Raw genomic sequence first — 20,476 nt, 5'->3', positions numbered from 1 at the left:
TCCCTTGTATTTATAATTTATTATATCAGAATTTTCTATGCGGTGCTTTCTCTTAAGAAAGCACCGTTTTGCTTTCCATTTCCTTATCTTCTAAGAGCTGATTTGTATATAGTTTATAGTAATAACCTTTTCTTTTTAGTAGTTCTCTGTGATTTCCTGATTCCGTAATCTTTCCATTCCTTATAACAAGAATTCTATCTGCAGATACTATGGTAGAAAGTCTATGGGCAACCACAAAACTAGTTCTACCATTTAAAACTTTTTCTATGGCATTTTGTATCATTCTTTCTGTTTCCGTATCTATAGATGATGTAGCTTCATCAAGAACAAATAGTGCTGGATCTGCTACAATGGCTCTAGCAAAGGAAATAAGTTGTTTCTCTCCTGTGGATAGATTCCCTCCCCCTTCACCAACCTGCGTATCATAGCCTTTTTCTAGTTTACTTATAAACCCATGAGCATTTACAAGCTTTGATGCATTTTCAATTTCATCGAAGGTTGCATTAAGCTTTCCATATATAATGTTATCTCTAATATTTCCACTAAATAAATGTGGGCTTTGAAGTACATAGCCTACATTAGATTGAAGCCACAATAGTGATCTTTCTCTATAATCTTTTCCATCAATTAATATTTCTCCACTACTTGGTTCATAAAATCTACAAAGTAGGTTTACTAAGGTGCTTTTACCAGAACCTGTTTCTCCAACTAACGCTATAGTTTCACCTTTTTTCACTTTTAGGTTAAAGTTTTGAAACACCTTTTCTCCATTTTTATAGGAAAAGCACACATCTTTAAATTCAATATCTCCATGTATTTCTTCCCAGTTTTCTTGTTTTGCATTAAATAAATCTCCGTATTTTTCAATTACATCATTTTTATCCCATATATCTGGCTCAGTTTCTATTAAAGCTATAATTCTCTCTGCAGATGCTTGAGCATTCTGAAGTTCTGCAATGGTTCCAGCTAGCTGACTTACAGGGTCGAAGAACTGCACAGTATAAGCAATAAACATTACAAAAGTACCATAAGATAGCGATTGTGATATAACCCTATCCCCTCCTAGCCATAAAGCAAAACCTGCTCCTACGCTACCCATAGATATAACAATTGGAAGAAAGAGAGCAGAGAACATAGCTGCCTTAACTGAAGAATTTCTCATATTGCCTGCATCTTGTTTAAATTCGTTTAAGTTTTCTTCTTCACGAACAAGAGTTTTAGTAGTTTTAGCTCCAGATACCTCTTCACTAAAATCCGCAGTTAAATGTGAATTTAATTTTCTAACCTTTCTATATGATTTCAATATTTTTTTTTGAAAAAATATCCCTATTAAAAATAAGAATGGCACAACACTCATGCTTATAAGAGTTAGCTTTACGTTATTATAAAGCATTACTCCTATAAACCCAGTCATCATAACTATTGCCCACACCATATCAATTAATCCCCAGGATATTATTTCACTAAGCCTTGTTACATCTGAGGTCATCCTTGCCATAAGCCATCCCACTGATGAGTTATCATAATATGAAAAAGATAGCTGTTGAAGCCTTTTAAACCCAAGCTTTCTTATATGATAAGCCAAGTGCGTTTCAATTTTACCTGCATGCATTATAAATAATCTTACATTTAACGCTTGAAAAACAATTATGCAAAAGTAAACTAATGCAAATATTGTAAGCCCGTCTATAGTTTTCTTTGCTATAAAATTATCAATAGCATACCTTGTAAGTAGTGGCATTACTACATCTACGCCTGCCACACCTACCATTAGGAAAGCCAAAAATATAAGTCCATTTTTGAATTCTGTAAGATATTTAAAGAGCTTTCTCCATATACCTATATCTATTTTTTTAGTAGCTTTATTTTCATCTATCCTATCCATAATATCACCTGCCTTTTACTCATTAAGCACCTGCTTTTCATCCTTTATGGAATCTAACGATGTCTGTATATCCCATATTCTTTTATAGATACCATCCTTTTTAATGAGTATGTCATGGGTTCCTATGTCCTCAATCTTTCCATGATTTATTACAATAATTTTGTCCGCAGCCATAACTGTAGAAATTCTGTGAGAGATTATGAAGGTAGTATTACTTTCACTTTTCTTTTTAAGTTTTTGCCTTATAACTCTATCAGTTTCAGTATCCACCGCACTTAGTGAATCATCAAATATCAATATAGGCATATTGTTTATAAGTGTCCTTGCTATGGCGACCCTTTGCCTTTGTCCTCCTGACAAGGTAACACCCTTTTCTCCTACAATAGTGTCATACCCCTTTTCAAAAGAAGATATAACATTATGCACATCAGCTACTGTAGCCGCATCATGAATTTCTATATCTTCAGAGTCTATCTTTGCCATTTTGATATTTTCCTTTATAGTTCTTGAATAGAGAAAAGGCTCCTGAAGCACTATTCCAACATTACTTCTCATATGCTTTCTTCCAATATCCTTAAGCTCTACTCCATCAACCTTTATAGACCCACTGTTATAGTCATAAAGTCTTAATAATAGATGCACTAGCGATGACTTACCTGAACCTGTTGGTCCAACAATAGCCACTGTTTCGCCTTTCTTTACTGTGAAAGTTATATCGCTTAAAATTTTATTATCTTTCTCGTATTCAAAGTTTACATTTTCAAAGCTTATATCACCTTTAATTTGTGGCTTAAGTGCTTTTCCATATTCTTGTTCTACGTGCTCTTCAAGAACATTCGTTATTCGCTTAAGCGAAACTGACATTTTGCCCATATCTGAAAGAATTCTACCCAGCTGCCTTACTGGCCATAATAACATTCCTTCATATGTGTTAAATACCACCAAACTGCCCAAACTTATTTCTCCATTAACTGCAAAATATATGCCCGATACTAAAACCAAACCAATTTGAGTCATACAAAGTATATCTGATGTAGACCAATAAATTGAATGTAGCTTTACTAATTTGAAATTTAAATCTCTATATTTCATATTCTCTTTTTCATATTTTTCAATCTCAAACTTTTGCCTTCCAAAAGCTTTAACCACGCGTGCTCCACTTAGATTTTCTTGAAGCACTGAGGTTAGTACCCCCTCTTGTGCATCTGAGTGCTCAAAAGTATCCTTTATTTTATAAAAGAACACATATGAAAATACAAATATAATTGGTACTATTACCATGGCAATAATCGTCATTTTTTTATTAAGTGATAACATCATTAAAATTGCGAATGTTACTATAAAAAACGCTCTTCCTATTTCCACCATTTGCGTCGCAAAGAATTTTCTAACGGTATCTACATCTGACGTACATCTTTGAATAAGATCACCTGTTTCTGCTTTTACATGATATCCATATGGCAAATTCTGAATATGATCATACAGCTTAACTCTCATATTTCTTGCAATATTTTCAGCAGCGCGAGCAGAAAGATTCCCTCTTAGGAATAAGAAAACCCCTCTTATACATGTTAATATTACAAGCCCCAAAGCACATATCCATAGATTTCTCGAAAGCATACCTGTGCCACCTAATAGCATAACCAATTTTTGCATAGGTAATGGAACGTCCATTGGTTTATTTCCTATTATTGAATCTATTGTTACTTTTATAACCATAGGCTCCAGCATTGCTATGAAAGTAGCTACTGCTATAGAAATTATTGCTGTAATATATAGTAATCTATTTCCTTTAGTTAACTTTAAAAGTTTTTTCATATAATTTGTCTCCTTGTAGCTGGGCCTATTTGATACTGGTTATTAATCACTTTTCATGTATATACTTTCTAGTCTCCTCTTCAGCGCTAGTATACGCTGTCCCCATTTTGCACCTAAACTCATCTGTGCTTGTGCAAAAGTCTGGAATACCCAATGTTTTTATAACTCCATGCTTAACTTCGGGTGTTATATAAGAAAATGTCATGTTTAATACATCATCATCTATTTTATTAAAATTTTCAAATTCTCTTTTTAAATCTTCAATAGTTTTTCTTGACCTACGGTGTATTTTTGCTTTTCGTTTAACCTTTTCACCTTCATTTCCACTTCTTAAAGTTCTCAAAGCTTGTAAAAATTCATCTTTATCCATGCCTCTCAGTTTTAAAATTACAAAGGGATCCTTATCAAACTCAACCCCAAGCATATAATGAACTGCAGCGATATGTTTGCATGGGTTTGCAACGTCTGAGCAGGAACACTGAGTTACTAAATGTATTTGTTTTTTGGGAAAAAGAGAAACTCCGGCTTCTTTAAAAGCTTCCTCTATATTTTCAGGCATTTCTCCATTTAAAAGTTTAGCGCAAAATATAGCTTTTTGCGACATAATCTTCATGATTTTTCCCCACTGCTGCTCCGAAAAACTATCAAGCTCCATATTCACTTTATAAGGTGTTAATCTGCTTCCCTGAACTTCTGCCTCAATTCTCCCCTTTGAAACCTCTATGCTCAGTACATTTCCACCTCTTGCATATTCTCGTCCACTGTCAACTCTAGAACTTATAGTAAAGCTCGAAATTGCGTTATTCCATTTTTTAGACCACCAATTGCTACCAAATTCATTTCTTATTCTTCCAGCCACAGGTTTCCACCTCCTTGCCAATGTCTATGTTTAGGTAACAATTATTAATTATCACCTTCGATGTTATCTATCAATTGTAATCTTTGTTGTCCTGCTCTAATGTAAAGAGTTCGTGAAGCTCCTCATTGCTCATCTCTGATATCCAGTTTTCATTTGTTGAAACTACACTTTCAGCAAGTGCCTGCTTCTTTTCTAGCATAACATCAATTTTTTCCTCTAAGGTTCCCATACATATGAATTTATGAACATGGACATTCTTAAGTTGCCCTATTCTAAATGCCCTATCCGTTGCTTGATTTTCTACAGCAGGATTCCACCATCTATCAAAATGAAATACCTGATTGGCTTTTGTTAGGTTTAACCCAAGTCCACCAGCCTTTAAAGATAATATAAATACCATAGGCTCATTACCATCTTCTTGAAAAACATTAATTAGCTCTTCTCTTTTCTTTCTGCTGGTTCCTCCATGTAAAAATAGTGTTCTTACCCCTAGTTTTTTCTCAATTTCTGATTTTAAAATATGTCCCATTTCCGCAAACTGCGTAAATACAAGCGACCTATCCCCTTCTTCTATAACAACTTCCAGCATTTCTAGAAGCCTTTCAAGTTTTCCAGAGCGTCCTTCAATGTCGCCATCGTCCTTTAAAAATTGCACAGGGTGATTACAAATTTGCTTGAACTTTGTTAATGAAGAAATAATAAGTCCCCTACGCTGAATACCTTCTGATTCATCAATTTTATTTATGCAATCATTTACCACAGCTTGATATAAAGTAGCCTGTTCCTTTGTTAAAGCTGTATATTCCTTAGTCTCTATTTTTTCTGGCAAATCTTTGATAATATTTGTGTCAGTTTTAAGTCTTCGTAGCACAAATGGAGCAATTATTTTTTTTAGTTTATTACTTTTTTTAGAATCTCCATCCCGCTCTATAGGAACTGCAAATTCACTCCTAAATGTTGACCAATTATATAGATATCCTTTATTTAAAAAGTCCATAATAGACCACAAATCTGAAAGTCTATTTTCAACCGGCGTTCCTGTTAATGCAACTTTATATTCCGCTTTAAGTTTTTTTATATATTGAGTTTGTTTGGACGCGCTATTCTTAATATTTTGAGCTTCATCCAATATAATCCCTGCCCATTCTTCTTTTTGGAATAACTCCTTATCCCTTACCATTAGCGCATAAGTTGTAATAACAACCTCATTTTTATGTATTTCCTCGCTAAAAGTTTCATAACTCCACCTACTATTTCCGTGATGAATTGCTGATTTAAGATTAGGTGCAAACTTTTCAATTTCTTTTTCCCAATTTCCCACAACAGACGTAGGACATATTATTAAAGTAGGTTTATCCGTTAACCCCTTTTCTCTCTCATAAAGCATAAGACATATACTTTGTACAGTTTTTCCAAGCCCCATATCATCAGCAAGGCATGCCCCTATACCATGATTTCGCAAAAAAGTTAACCAGTAAAACCCTCTTTTCTGGTATTCACGAAGGGTACCTCTAAATCCTAATGGAATATCAACTTCTTCTATATTATTCAAATTAAACAATTTCTTAAAAAAATGCCCCACAGCTTCTTGATTATCTATATTATCAACAGTAACTCCTGGAATTATCTCCTCATCACTTAAGTTGAGTCTTAATAATTCTCCGACAGGAATCTTCCCATTTAACCCTTTATTCATTTTCATCTTGGAAAGTGTTTTAATTTGATGTATATCAACCTGTACCCACTGACCCCTTAATTGAATAAATGGTATTTTCAAATTTGAAATTTTTTCAAATTCCTTCTCACTTATCTCTTCTCCATTTAATGCCAATTTCCAGTCATATTCAAGAATAGTATCCATATTGAATGTACTCTTTACTGCTAAATTAGTATTTGTAATGTGCTTTTTATCCTTTAGCTTAACAGAGATCCTTGAAGGTTTTTTCCACCAGGCTGGTGCAATAATACCAAATCCTTTTTCTTTCAAGAAATAAGCTGATTCTCTTAAAAATGAATAGGCTTCCTCCATAGATAGCTTGCACTCTATGGGTACTGCATCATAAAGACTCCTTTCAATAGGAATAAATACTTTTGAGGCAACTGCTAAATCCTCTAGAAGCCTTTCTTGGGGATTATTAAATTTTTTATTTAAATAGGTTATTGTATCCACAGATTCTTCAAAAATCATTTTTGCTGGTAGCACAAGGCTAAGATCATCCTTTGCTTGAAGCAAATATTCAATTGTCCACTCCTCTTCTCTTGTAGGTGGAATAACTTTGAAACATGTACGGAATTTAAAATTATTATTTTTAATTTTTATAGGTTCTATCCATTTCTTATACTCATTTAGCATTTTAACCTGATCACTTGTGTCTATCGGTATCTCAGGCAATTCTGAAAAAAGAGAATGCATCCAAGTACTACTTAAATTATTAAAATCATACTCTAAGTAATCATTATCTTTGTTTATTTCGTTACAACTACTTCTTACCATACTGTCAATCATAGAATCCATAAAATTACTTACCAGTTTATTACTATTTGTGTATATGAATTGCTGATCATCTAAATGAAAATATGCCTTACACTCTGTAGGCATATTACTACATAAAACCTTCTTTTTATCAATATACTCAGGATCGCTTGTGTGCCATCTCCACTGAGAATTCACTTTTTTCTTTGCTCTATCGATGGTTAAAGAGGGTAAATACTTATGCTTTATAATTAGCTCAGCAGTAAACTTTGCCACTGTAATCCAAAACTTTATTTCCCCTGATAACTCTATCTGCTTCGTACAGTCTCTTTCTATATTCAAAATCAAATTAAATGAATCTAAATTACTAAAAGTAATACCCCTAATTTCTCTTTTTAGAAGTTCCTTTTTTATTGCATCATATTTATATTTCCCATGTTTTATATCTATTGCTGAATTATTTGTTTTGCTACGCAATTCTACAACTGAAGCCATTTTTTCATATAGTGGAAGTGCATTTTTAGGCTTTCTACCTCGTCTTGTGCACTTAGTTTCTCCACTCTCGCCCCACAATATAAATGTATGCATACCTTCTGTAGTTTCTATCCATCCGCCATTTAATATCAATTTTACTTCACCCTCTAAATAATGCTGTTAACATTTTACTATATACTATATAGTTTACCATATTTTACTGGAAAATTTCACTTTTATATTCTATTTTACTATTTTTAAATTTAACTTGTTACTTAAAGCTTTATTTTAACATTTAAAAGTAAAGTTATGGACATTTTACTTGAAATATAAATATAAATATTTATTTTAAAATGCTATGTTTATACCTATTTGAAAGTGAGGAAAAATATGAATAATAATATACTATTAGAATCTGGAACTGGTGAACTTGAAATACTAGAATTCATCATAAATAATAAACACTATGCAATTAATTCACTAGTTATAGAAATATTATTTTAGACAATAAAATAATATTATTACTGGTTTTAAAAAAATAGTTACTAATATTAGCCCTTATTATACTATAATTATAACCGATATTAAAATAACTCAGATGGATATTTATCCTATATACTTGTAAAAGCTGTGAAAGTCAAGTTCACAGCTTTTACGATTATATTACTACATCTACTATTTCATCTCCAAAATCATTCAAACTTTCTTCAAAACATTCAATAGTTCCTCTGTATATTGATCTATTAAAATAGTCATTATTATATAAATCAAAATTATCAACAGAATATCCTATAAGATTTTGTACAATATATACAAGTTGTTTACCATATAAATCCATACAACCCTTTGGGTTAACTCCCGGCCAAGCATTACAGCTTACTACTGTTCTTCGATTAAGTGATTTCAAACACTTTGGTATAGTCCTATACTCGTCATCAGCAGGGTAAATAACAATTTTATCTAGTGTTCCATGTGGTACACCTTCTATTGCCTTTACTTGAATAGGAAAAACATCTGATAAATAAGGATCTGATGTTAAATCTAAAATTATAGAATGCTCCTTTAAATATCCTAATAATTCATTACTGACAATATACTCTGTTGCATCATCCCTAGTAGTTGCATCTACTAAAATATCCGTATTTTTTAGAATTTCAATCATATGCTTTTTATCATCAGTTATATTTCTAGGTAGCATCTTAACAAGTACACCTTTAGTTTTTTCCTTAAGTATATCTTCATTTGCTTTGTTATTCCCATATTTACCTGCCAGTCTTGCTGCGGTTAAACCAACCCGTCCCATTCCCATTATACTCACAATTATAGGTTTTCTTTCTTCAATGCAAGTATTTTTATAGTTTTTTGCCAGTTCAGTAAATGCTGCATTAATTCCATTTCCTGAAGTTCCCTCATAATCTACAACAATTCTTTCTGAAAAATCATTTCTAATAGAATCCATAGAAACAGCAAATATGCCTTTTTCTTTAAGCTTTTCTACTCTGGTAGCTCTAGTTGGATAATGGAGCATACTTAATAAAATACTTCCTTCTTTCATATAATCAATTTGCTCAAACTCTGGAGATCTTAAAACTACAACTATATCTTTTTCATAAGATTCTTTATTAGATACAAATTGTATTGTGCTATTCTTATTTAAATAATCTTCCTTTGTATAACCTAAAGCCGAACCATATCCTTCTTCAAGAAATATTTTCACTTTTTCATTTTGAAGTATATCAAAAAATGTTGGCAAAAAATCTCTTTTCTCATTTATTTCTTTATGCATTCTTGGAAAACCTATAGTTTTCAATATTATCATCCTCCTTGTCTTTCTCTTCTTTTGTTTAATTCATTTTTTTGAAAAATTGCAGAACCAAAATAGTTGTTATTTTAAAATAAAATAACACCTTTATCCTTCTTAGTTTTATTTTTTTGTTTTTGAAAAATAGATGTACTAATAATTGAATTATATTTTGAAAGGCTTTAAAATTTCAAAGTATTAATTTTAAAATTGTATTATGAAGCAGTGTGAGACTGAGTGTTACTAACTTTTTGACAAGTAACAATCTGCATTGTATAATTAAGTTGTTACTTACTGTAATTTGATTATACAATGCAAATTGCAAGTTTGCAATGTTTATTAGGAGGTTGTGTTAATTTATGAAGTATTTTTTAGATAAGTATATTAAATATCCAAATTTCGATTTTGTTTTAACTATAGATTGTGAAGGATACAATTTCGATAAAAATTTAAAAAGCAATGTAATGAATTTAGAGAGGCTTTTAAAATTAAATTCCGAGAACAATATATATACACTTTTATTCATAACTCCGTTTTTTGCCGAAATGATGAATGAGCTAAATCTAATAGAAAAGATAAAAAATAATTATAAAGTTATATTTGGCCTTCATATTCATCCAAATAATTTGCCAGAACATATAGAAAAGCTTTGCCCATTTATAAAAAGCGATGAAGATTTAATATCCTACTACCCTTATGATCAGCAAAAGATTATAATAAAGCATTGTTACGAATATATTTCAAAAATAGGAATTGAGCCTATTGAGGCTTTTCGTGGAGGATATTTTTCAATAGATGATAATACAGCAAAAATATTATCAGAGTTAACTAATATAAAATATGAATCTCACAATATTTACAGACCTCAGTATAAAGTAACAAAAAATATATTAACTTCTTTACCTGTCTACGCACAAAATGAGAATGAAGAGTTAAGACTCGAATACTTTAACATTGAAAAACTTTCAGAAATATTTGAAAAAGGAATCAAGGAAAATAAAACACTGTTTGGAGTAACTCATAGTTACTTATTAGATCCAAATGATTTTCATTATAAGCGTGATAACATAGAACCAAATATTCATGAAAGAATGAATATTTTAATAGATATTATAAATAAAAATAAATAAAAATAAACAAGCTATTAGTTGTAAAATATATATTTTACAACTAATAGCTTGTTTATTTTTCAAATATTCCCTTAACCAAAACCTTATTTTTATGAATCATTGTTATACCCTTCGCTACTACAGTATTGATATTTAAATCATCTTCATTAACTACAATAATATCTGCATCAAATCCAACCTTTAAGTATCCTTTTGTTTTCAGTTTTAAGTGTTCTGCAGGATTTGATGTTATTACACTAATTGCATTTTCTATACTTACATTTTCATTAATTATAGCATCTCTTACCTCTTTATATAGCGAATCACATCCCCCAATCTTAAGACCAATACATTCGCCTTTATCATCGAAGTCTGGAAGGCTTCCTTGTCCATCTGAAGTAAATGTTATATTCTTAATATTAACACATCCCTCAAGCATAATTCTAAGACCAGTGCTGCATTTCAGTTCTCCTTCTTCTAGAAATTTTTTTGTAGTACTTGTCGTTAAATCAACATACCCACCATTTTTTGCATATTCTAAACCTTTTTTAAATAAGGATGGATTCCTATTTATATGTGTTGGAATAATTTGAGTTAGCGGTATATCCGTTTCTTCAGCTAACCTATCCAGATAGTTAAGTTCATCCTTACCATCACCCATATGAACATTTATGATTCCTGCTTTTCCAGATAACATCCCAGCTACTCTTGCATCTCCTACTAATTGTGAGAACTGTTCAAATGTTGGATTGCTTGATCGATGGTCTGACAGGGCTACTTCTCCAACACCAATAATTTTATCAATTAAAATAATATCTTCTTGCACATTTCCAGTTATAGATTTAATCGGTATCTTATACGATCCTGTATATATGAATGTTGATACTCCTTCTTCTTCAAGGGCTCTTGCCTTTGCAAGTAAAGACTTCACATCTCTTGATATACCATCAGTTCCTAAACACCCAATTACTGTAGTTATCCCTGCAGTTGTTAAATCAGATAAATTTATTTCTGGAGTTCGGGTTTTAAATCCACCCTCTCCTCCTCCTCCTAAAATATGGACATGCGAATCAATGAATCCTGGGAATACCACTTTCCCATATGCTTCTATGACTTTAATTTCTAACCCACTATTTTCTATATTAATACTATCCTCTATAAGCTCTATTTTATCACCACATATTAAAATATCTTTCTTTCCCATATACTGTGGCGAGTATACTTTTCCTCCCTTAATTAACGTTAACATGCTAATTCTCCTTTCATTTTAAGTATTTTAGTATCCTATTGCTACAGCTGTAAACATTACAATTGAAGATATAACAAATAATACACCTTGAAATTTCATTTGGAATTTTGCCCATTTACCCCAGTCTAATTTTGCAACACCTAATACCGCCATTAAACATCCTGAAGTTGGAACAATTAGATTTGAAAAGCCATCCCCTAATTGGAAAGCCAATACTGCAACTTGTTTGCTTACACCTACCATATCTGCAAGTGGTGCCATGAGTGGCATTGTTATAGCCGCTTGACCTGATCCAGAAACAACAAAGAAGTTAAATATCGCTTGGAATATATACATAAACCATGCATTTAATCCTGAAGAAAGCCCCCCAAGTGTAATAGCCATACCATTAAGCATAGTATTTAGAACAGAGTTAGTTACAGGAGACGAATCTCCAAGTACTAAAATAATACCCTGTGCCATACCTACTACTAATGCAGCCCCAACTAAGTCTTTTGCTCCTTCTTTGAATGAAATTGAAATATCGTTTACACTCATATTGTTAAGCTTAAATATTACAGCAATAATACCTGAAACAAGTCCTATGGTAAAAAATACTGTTGCAATTTCCGGAATATAGTATCCGTATTTAGTAACCCCATATACAACCCATACCATTCCGAGTACTATGGTAACAAGCACTAACTTATGTCCAAATGTAAAATCAATATCCTTAAGATCTTTTTTTTGAAATCCTTTCTATAAAAGCCGTCTGATTCATATGCAACTGATAATAATGGATTTTTTCTGATCTTTTTAGCATAAAACCAGGTATATGCGATTCCTAATGTAGTGAAGAATACCCATAAAACTATCCTAAATCCTGCACCAGACAAAATAGGTATACCTGCGATGCCTTGTGCAATGGCCACATTAAATGGATTCATCCATGATGTACCAAACCCTATTTGGGTTGCACCATAAGTAATCATAATACCAACTATTGCATCATATCCCATAGCTATTACTAATGGAATAATAATCATAGCAAATGGAATTGCTTCCTCCGACATACCAAATACAGCACCTCCCAATGAAAACAACAAGAAGATCAATGGTATAAGTATAACCTCTTTCCCTTTGGTTTTACTTATCATTGAAAGAATACCTTCCTCAACAGCGCCAGTTTTTAATATAATTCCAAATGCACCACCGACTACTAAAATAAATGCTATAACACCTACCGCACTTCCCCACTTGTCTCCTTTTACAAGACCCTCAAATATATAATTAAGGAAGCCCACCTCCCCACCACTTGCAAATAGTTTAACTCCTTTTCTTTCTCCCGTTGAAAAAAATTCACCAAATTCCTGTACTATCTTAAAAGATACCTTATCATCTTTTTTTACTTCTAAAGCCTTAGCCTTGCCCTTATTTATTTCACCTACTGGTTCATCTTTACCTTCTTCAATTAATAAAGTTTTTTCACCTGAAGCGTCAATAATATACTTTTGGTTATGTACCTGAAAAGAAGCTTTTTGCCCATCTGCAACTTCAACAATTTTTTTGCCATTATCATCATAAGCTTTATAATTAATCTCAAATCTGCCTACAGGCATGACATAAGTTAATAGTGCCGCTAATAAAACAACAAAGAATACGATTACATAAGTGTCCGGCATTTTAAAATCACAGTTTTTCTTTTTATTTTGCACCATTATGATTCCCCCTTTAATTCATATGTTTTATATAGTAGCAATTTATATGCCAATTTATATTTTTGTTAAATTGAGTTAATTGCCTATATAAGTTAGTCATAGTCTCAATTATTTTTACATACTAAAAATGAATGGTGACCACATAGCATCCAATTATGCTTAATGGTCACCATTCATTATAATGTATCTTTAAATTAACATATTAAATTTTATTTTATTTTTGTAATACTACTTTTTCACCTAACTCTGTAAGGCACGTACCTTTTTTTCCTTTACCTTTTACTATTAAGCCCTTTCTTTCTAACCTTTCTAATCTAGTTCTAACCATTGATTCGCTCATATTAAAGTTATTTTTTTTACTTTCTTCTGAAATAATCTTTCTTCCTACAATTATTCTTTCATTACTCAATTTATGTACCTGCATTAGTATATACTTAAGTTCCCTATCTAAATAATCAATAGTTAAACATGAACTTTCATTAATTTTAGTATCATAATTTTGAAAGAAACTTATATCTGGCAGTTCATTTAATGTTATAGTATCACTATCTCTTATAGCAAGCATATAGTTTATTGTATTTCTAAGTTCGCGTACATTCCCATACCAATCATATCTTTTTAATATTTCAATTACATCACTATCAATTTTAATCTCTTGTCTACTTTCCATATTTAGGAAACATTTCATTAGCGGCTCTATATCCTCTTTACGATCACGTAGGGGGGCGATTTTAAGGTATCCTATTTTTAATCTGTAATATAAATCCTTTCTAAATTGGCCTTCTTCTATCATTTTAAACAAATTTCTGTTGGTGGCTACTATTATATTAACGTCTACAGGTATTATGCCATTACCGCCTATCCTCATAACTTCTTTCTCTTGAAGCACTCTAAGTAATCTTATTTGAACTTTTAATGAAATATCTCCTATCTCATCCAAAAAAATAGTCCCTCCATTTGCTTGCTCAAATAAACCGGGTTTTCCACCCTTTTTTGCACCTGTAAATGCTCCATCTTCATACCCAAATAATTCACTTTCAATAAGCTCATCAGGTAATGAGCTACAATTTACGGCGAGAAACGGTTCTTTGCTACGTCTTGAGCTTTTATGTAGAGCACTAGCAAAAAGTTCTTTTCCCGTACCATTCTCTCCTTCAATTAATATAGTTAAATCTGTTTTTGCTAATTTTCTTGCTATGTTTTTTGTTTTTTGCATATTTGAATTATCACTTATAATATCATCAAAGGAATATTTAGCAACCAATCCTTTTGTTATAAGATTTTTTTCCTTGTTATCATTTGTTGTATCATAGTACTTCTTAAATACTGCTACTGTATAATCATTATCTTCAATTTGAAATTTATTAACCGATAAATCTATCCCCTCTAAATTAAACCCTTTTTCACCAAACTCTGTATTATCCATAAGGTATTCTAAAAGTTTTTTATTATACACCACATTTTTGAGTCTTTTACCTACTAATTTATTATTACTTATTTTTAAACTGCATTTTAGGTCTTCATTTAATACATTTATTATTCCATTTTTATCATATACAATTAACCCTTGCTGAAGTCCATCAATAACATAATTAAGATGTGAATTCATCTTGATTATTTTATTATTATATTTACCTAATTTTTCTGCAATATTAATTATTTTGAAAAGATAATTTTGAGAAAATACAAATGATTTTTTTTCTAATAGATCTAGCTTAACTAAAATTTTTATTATTGTAGTAGGATCCATTATTCTTGGTCCTATATCATAATTTTTTTCTATAAAACGAGGAATTTTATCTGTCTCCCCTGGAGTTATAGCGATTTTTATTCTTTTATTAATTTCTAAGATTCCTGGATAATATGGTGCGCATTTAATGTGGTCAATACCCAATTCCTTAAATATTTCTATCATTTCATATGTACTTTCTTTTAAATCATTCACAAAGAGCACTTCAGTATTTTCCGGTATTAAGAATATTTCATCAATATGGTCATAATTTATAGTTCTCTTTGCAATAATGATATCACATTTAGTATTTAACAAATTCTTTTCAATTAACTCCTGCTTAACAATTTCGCCTGAAAGAATTACCAAATCATTTTCTATTATGTCATGAATTTTGTTATTTTCTATGGCATAGCTTTTTACATATTTGATATCTATGTATTCTTCAAGTTGCTTTAACAAAGCTATTTTTGTACATTCAGAACCTGCGACTAAACTTATACCTCTAATCATATGTATTCCCCCAATATGTATTAAATAATATATATTATATTATACACTACTTTATAAACAATCTAGTATTCCATAATATAAAGCTTAAATATCAATTAAAAAAAATCGAAATTTAAGCTTATATTACAGTTATTTTGTTGTTTGAAAATATTATTCAACTAATTTATTTGCATATTATTTTTTAATAGGAAAATAATTTTCAGGAGTTTCATCATTAATAACTTTAAATTCGTATCCATTATCTTTATAGAATTTTATTACCCTAGGTAGTGCCTTACATGTGTTTTTATGCATATAATCACAATGCATAAGCAATATTATAGGATGCTTCGTAACGGTATTTTTTGTAGCTTCTGTATACAACTTATCAGCGGGAAATTTAGCGTTGATTCCATCAGACATAGTAGCATTCCAATCATATACTTTAAAATTATAGCTATGAAGTTGCTCTAAAAAAGCCTTAGTTAAATGTTTACTACTACCAGACGGAAATCTTATTATTGTTGGATTAGTTCCTATAAGTGAATTAATTTCTTTCTGAGTTTGTAACATTTCAGAAATAAACCCCTTTCTACTGGGGTATATATTCTTATATTCATGCGTATAAGAATGCAGCCCTATATTATGCCCTTCATTATATATTCTCTTTACTACAGCTTCTTGACCTTTAATTTGATTTCCTATAAGAAAAAAAGTAGCCTTTACATTATTCTCTTTAAGTATATCCAAAACTTTATCTGTCATAACACTAGGTCCATCATCAAAGGTTAAATATATAACTTTTTCATCTTTTTTATTTGCTATAGAATAACCTGATGCTCTTTGGCTACCTAATAAACAAGAATTAACAGATAAATAAAATATCCCAAGGGATATAATTATAAATCTAATTAAATATTTCTTTTTCACAATTTCTCCTCCTTAAATTTAATAAAACATATTTTGTTCATTAAATTTATTTTACCCTAAGTAATCTATATAATAAGTGGAATTTACTGTATTGTCCTAAAAATAATTGTATTATCTTTGCTTATTGTATACATAATATATAATAAATTAGGTATACTAATTACTATAATTTAAATTCCATATGTATAGCAATCATAATATATGTTTTATATTATCCTTGTAATTATCTACAGCCTTATTGACTTTTTCGACAATTTACTAAATTTGTATTTAAAGAGGCAAAACATGAGCAATGCATCAATTCCCCATTGCACCGCTGTAATCCACCATACCGCTGTAATCGGGTATTTTAAAATATAAATAAAATAATATGTTAATGGTAATCTTATAATCCAACTTGTAAAACAACAAATAAAAAACGGACTTTTAACGTCTCCTAACCCCTTTAATGCACCAGCGAAGACTACCGATATACCTATAAACGGTTGCTCTACTGCTCCGATGGCAAGACATTTCCCTGCTAAATAAGCAACCCTCTTTTCATTTTCATTTACAAAAAACTTTACCAGAATGTTGGACATAAATAAGAATATTATTGCAAATATGCCCATCATAAATACAGCATAAAAAACACAATTATACGCAGTTATTTTTGCTTTTTTATAATCTTTTTTCCCTATATTAAGCCCTACTAAAGTAATAACTGCGATTCCAAATCCAGTACTAGGCATAACTGAAATTCCTTCTATCATATTAGCTATTTCATCCGCTGCATAGGAAACGCTTCCTGAATGAATTATAATGGCAACACATATCAATTTGCTAATGCTAAAAACTGTTTCTTCCAATGAACAAGGAATGGCGAGTGCTAATATTTTTTTGACATCTTTAAAAGTAATACTGAAAATAAAAAAGGGTTTAAACTTAATTTTAGCCTTAAAAACAGTATAGTAAAATGAAAAAATAAAACCACCTAAATAAGCAATTATAGAAGCTATAGCCAATCCTTCTATCCCCCTTGCTTTAAATGCGATACCAAAAATTAATAAGTAATTAAAAATCATTTTAAAAGAAATTACAATTAAGGAACATATGAATGGTATAAAAGTGTTTCCATATCCTATTAAAATAGAATTTAAAAGCCTCATATTCATACAAAAAAACATAGCTATAGAGTTAATTTTTATAAATGAATATCCTATTTCTAAAATTCTATTTCTAGCTCCAAGTATATAAAGAAGCTCTTTTCCAAAATTAAAAATAAAAATTGTAATAATTAAACAAAATATAACACCTAAAATTAATCCTATTGCTGCGAATTTTTCAGCGGTTTTATACTGCTTTGCACCTACCAGTCTAGAAACTAGTGAAACAATACTTATACAAAAACCTCCTAAAACAAATATTCCTATGAATGCATTTGTTAAATTATTACTTAATCCCACAGCACTTACTGCTACATTCCCGCCATATTTGCCAATCATCATCAAATCAAAAATGGACATTAATGTATATACTGTTATCTCCGCAACTACAGGTAAAGAAATATTAAGGACTTCATTTGTTGTATCCCTATATGCCATACATAATCTACCTCACAAAAATTAATTGCCATTATAAAGTATATTAGCTAACTCTGTTTTGATGAATAATTCTTCAACATTTAACAATAATTTATTTTTAAATTTTGCAAGAAATCTTAATAATGTGGAATACTAAATTAGTACTTATTTTATTATTGCTTTAAATAGATTGGAGGTGTATCAATTCATGAGAAAAAGCATTAACCGAATTCGTATTTCTATTATCATTTTTCCTTTTATTTTATTGTTGTGTTTATTTTGCTATAAACCAGATACTTTTTATATCAATAAAGATACTGCTATTCCTACAATATCTTTAGTAGATTCTGATAAAACTGAAGTTACAAAAGCACTCGAAGATATTTATAAAGAACGTTGCTCCATGTTTATTACTAAAGATCTTACTAATCTCCCTAATTATTTTGATACCTCTCAAAAACTTGGGAAATGGAGTTTAGAACATGAAGTAAAAAGATTAAGTTATTTTAATGATTGGTCAAGTCAAAGAGATATGAATTTTATAAAAGTTGAATCTACCCCCAAAGTTAGAAAAATAACTAGTACCAAAAGAGGCATTCGCTTATTAGTGGATGAATATTACAAATTTCAGTATTCTTATAAAAATGATATAGCACCCACTACAAATGTTTTTGGAGTAGGATTAACACACTCTATTGAATTAATCAAAAAAGAAGGGAAATGGGTAGTTTATTCCGATTGGTATTTAGATTGCTTTGAAGATGCATTAAAATCTTATTTAGGTGAAATAAAAGACGTCAAACTTAATGCTAATAAACAGCCTATTTATAAGCTGGAAAATTGCCCTAAAATATCATCTGAATTAAAAGTTATTACCAAAGGTCATTATGACAAAATAAATGCTGTTAAATACGCAGATAAATATTGTGGAATACCATGGGCAAGTGGAAATTCAACAAAATATAATAAAAGGTACACAAACTATACCGGTATCGGTGGAAATTGTACAAATTACGTATCTCAATCAATGGGAGATAAAGAGGGTGGTGGCCTAAAATTTGATGGCACTTGGAACTGTACTTACAAAAAATATGACGGAGCTGACGGAAGCTCGGCATGGGTTAATGCTGATGCCTTTAAAAATTATTTACTTTATAGTGGCAGAGGAAAACTACTAGGAAAAGGGACATTTAAGGAATTAATTTCTCCCATTCCTGGTTATCCATGTGGTGCAGTACAAAAATTGGATATAGGCGATCTTATATGTTATGCCAAAGGTAGCGATATAGATCATTTTGCTATGGTTACCGGTTTTGATTCTCATGGTTATCCTCTTGTTAATACTCACACTATTGATAGATATCATGTACCTTGGGATTTAGGTTGGGGCGATAAAAATATTAATTTCTACTTAATACATGTCAAATAGTTTTAAACTCATATTCATTATTTTTATAAAAATCACACCCCATTTAACGGACACAATTAAAAAAAAGTTGTAGGATCCATTTGATGGGGTGTTTTATATTTATCTAATTGATACTATTTTAAAAATATCAAATTTCATTATATGATGACTTAGTCCCTAATATTGTTGCTATTTTCTTTTCAACCATTTCATATAACTTTTCAACTTTGCTCTTTAATTTTAAATTATAAATATAACTTGTTACAAAAACAATTACATACGCTCCTATAATATCCATAGGATAGTGATGCCCAACATATACCCTTGAAAAACCCATAATAATTGATAATATTATCAATATTATACTAACCAACTTGTTATATTTTTCAATTCCTAATGCTACGCTCATTGTTCCTATAACATGATTACTTGGAAATGATGCATTTTTCGTATGAGGTAATAATAAATTCACCTTATTATGCACAAATGGTCTGTCTACGTAGTATATACCTCCAAAGATAAAAGCTAGTATTAAATTAATTACTGTAATAATAAAAGTATTAATAGCAACTTTTCTATAATCAGAATTATTCTTTATAATTCCTATAACAAATACTATTGCGATAACTGCCATAAATATATACGGTACATATTTTGCAAAAAAAATCATAATCCAATCTAATGTCATACTCTTACTTGCCAAATTATTTATTAATCTAAAAAATATCATATTCATTTCCGACTACTCCTTCTATAATATATTCTTATAAAAAATAGCTATATTTTTCATATACCCTTCCTGAAATATTGTAATTTATACAGTTAAATATCCATGTTTTTTTCCCCTTTCGTTATATGGTTCTTTAAACTTTTACCATATTTCATATTGTATATTTGTAAGATTAAAAATAGATTAAAAAACTCTTAGATTTATCTTAAGAATTATGATAGCTTATAATAAAAAAACACCTACATAACAAATAAAATCTG

General features: G+C 30.4%; 14 protein-coding genes and 1 pseudogene. 3 read left to right on the top strand and 12 right to left on the bottom strand.

Translation table 11 applies throughout. The annotated features are described in order from the left end of the window. Positions 1–52 precede the first annotated feature (52 nt). The 4 genes from ACWJKS_RS03265 to ACWJKS_RS03250 all read right to left on the bottom strand — a co-directional run bounded on the left by ACWJKS_RS03265 (position 53) and on the right by ACWJKS_RS03250 (position 7,662). Positions 53–1,885 carry an ABC transporter ATP-binding protein gene (locus ACWJKS_RS03265; protein WP_462960434.1) on the bottom strand — a complete coding sequence of 611 codons (1,833 nt, stop codon included), beginning with the start codon at positions 1,883–1,885 and terminating at the stop codon, positions 53–55. A gap of 15 nt (positions 1,886–1,900) precedes the next feature. After that, positions 1,901–3,703 carry an ABC transporter ATP-binding protein gene (locus ACWJKS_RS03260; RefSeq protein WP_216302714.1) on the bottom strand — a complete coding sequence of 601 codons (1,803 nt, stop codon included), beginning with the start codon at positions 3,701–3,703 and terminating at the stop codon, positions 1,901–1,903. Positions 3,704–3,749: 46 nt separating this feature from the next. Continuing rightward, the gene (locus ACWJKS_RS03255) at positions 3,750–4,562 is read right to left on the bottom strand and encodes an SWIM zinc finger family protein (protein ID WP_216302713.1); all 813 of its coding nucleotides are present in this window, start codon (positions 4,560–4,562) and stop codon (positions 3,750–3,752) included. A 70-nt stretch (positions 4,563–4,632) separates the two neighbouring features. After that, positions 4,633–7,662, bottom strand: a complete 3,030-nt coding sequence (locus ACWJKS_RS03250; RefSeq protein WP_462960433.1) for a DEAD/DEAH box helicase — start codon at positions 7,660–7,662, stop codon at positions 4,633–4,635. A gap of 237 nt (positions 7,663–7,899) precedes the next feature. Here ACWJKS_RS03250 and ACWJKS_RS03245 point away from each other — a divergent pair. After that, a pseudogene (locus ACWJKS_RS03245) lies at positions 7,900–8,001 on the top strand (chemotaxis protein CheV); the annotation flags it as partial. 166 nt (positions 8,002–8,167) lie between these two features. Here ACWJKS_RS03245 and ACWJKS_RS03240 read toward each other — a convergent pair. Next, positions 8,168–9,319 carry a Rossmann-fold NAD(P)-binding domain-containing protein gene (locus tag ACWJKS_RS03240; protein ID WP_462960432.1) on the bottom strand — a complete coding sequence of 384 codons (1,152 nt, stop codon included), beginning with the start codon at positions 9,317–9,319 and terminating at the stop codon, positions 8,168–8,170. A 350-nt stretch (positions 9,320–9,669) separates the two neighbouring features. On the opposite strand from ACWJKS_RS03240, the gene ACWJKS_RS03235 reads away from it, so the two are divergent. After that, on the top strand, positions 9,670–10,440 hold the full coding sequence (locus tag ACWJKS_RS03235) for a hypothetical protein (protein WP_462960431.1): 771 nt from the start codon (positions 9,670–9,672) through the stop codon (positions 10,438–10,440). A gap of 52 nt (positions 10,441–10,492) precedes the next feature. Here ACWJKS_RS03235 and iadA read toward each other — a convergent pair whose 3' ends face one another. The 6 genes from iadA to ACWJKS_RS03205 form a co-directional block, all read right to left on the bottom strand. Next, a complete protein-coding gene (iadA, locus tag ACWJKS_RS03230) occupies positions 10,493–11,668 on the bottom strand; it encodes a beta-aspartyl-peptidase (protein WP_462960430.1) in 1,176 nt (391 codons plus the stop codon). Positions 11,669–11,695: 27 nt separating this feature from the next. After that, positions 11,696–12,349 carry a transporter permease gene (locus ACWJKS_RS03225; RefSeq protein WP_462960429.1) on the bottom strand — a complete coding sequence of 218 codons (654 nt, stop codon included), beginning with the start codon at positions 12,347–12,349 and terminating at the stop codon, positions 11,696–11,698. Further along, complete coding sequence (locus ACWJKS_RS03220; protein ID WP_462960428.1) at positions 12,349–13,365, bottom strand: transporter permease; 1,017 nt, start codon at positions 13,363–13,365, stop codon at positions 12,349–12,351. The genes ACWJKS_RS03225 and ACWJKS_RS03220 overlap by 1 nt, the downstream gene beginning before the upstream one ends. 214 nt (positions 13,366–13,579) lie before the next feature. Next, positions 13,580–15,607, bottom strand: coding sequence for a sigma 54-interacting transcriptional regulator (locus ACWJKS_RS03215; RefSeq protein WP_462960427.1), 2,028 nt, complete (start codon positions 15,605–15,607; stop codon positions 13,580–13,582). Positions 15,608–15,781: 174 nt separating this feature from the next. After that, positions 15,782–16,516, bottom strand: coding sequence for a polysaccharide deacetylase family protein (locus ACWJKS_RS03210; RefSeq protein WP_462960426.1), 735 nt, complete (start codon positions 16,514–16,516; stop codon positions 15,782–15,784). Between the two features lie 227 nt (positions 16,517–16,743). Then, a complete protein-coding gene (locus ACWJKS_RS03205) occupies positions 16,744–18,099 on the bottom strand; it encodes an MATE family efflux transporter (protein WP_462960425.1) in 1,356 nt (451 codons plus the stop codon). 187 nt (positions 18,100–18,286) lie between these two features. On the opposite strand from ACWJKS_RS03205, the gene ACWJKS_RS03200 reads away from it, so the two are divergent. Beyond that, complete coding sequence (locus ACWJKS_RS03200; protein WP_165413009.1) at positions 18,287–19,507, top strand: amidase domain-containing protein; 1,221 nt, start codon at positions 18,287–18,289, stop codon at positions 19,505–19,507. 127 nt (positions 19,508–19,634) lie between these two features. On the opposite strand, the gene ACWJKS_RS03195 is transcribed toward ACWJKS_RS03200, so the two are convergent. Continuing rightward, the gene (locus ACWJKS_RS03195; protein WP_462953187.1) at positions 19,635–20,222 is read right to left on the bottom strand and encodes a phosphatase PAP2 family protein; all 588 of its coding nucleotides are present in this window, start codon (positions 20,220–20,222) and stop codon (positions 19,635–19,637) included. Positions 20,223–20,476: the final 254 nt, after the last annotated feature.

The sequence above is a fragment of the Clostridium sp. CM038 genome, from assembly GCF_055081105.1.
This window is presented reverse-complemented; position numbering and strand designations above follow the sequence as displayed.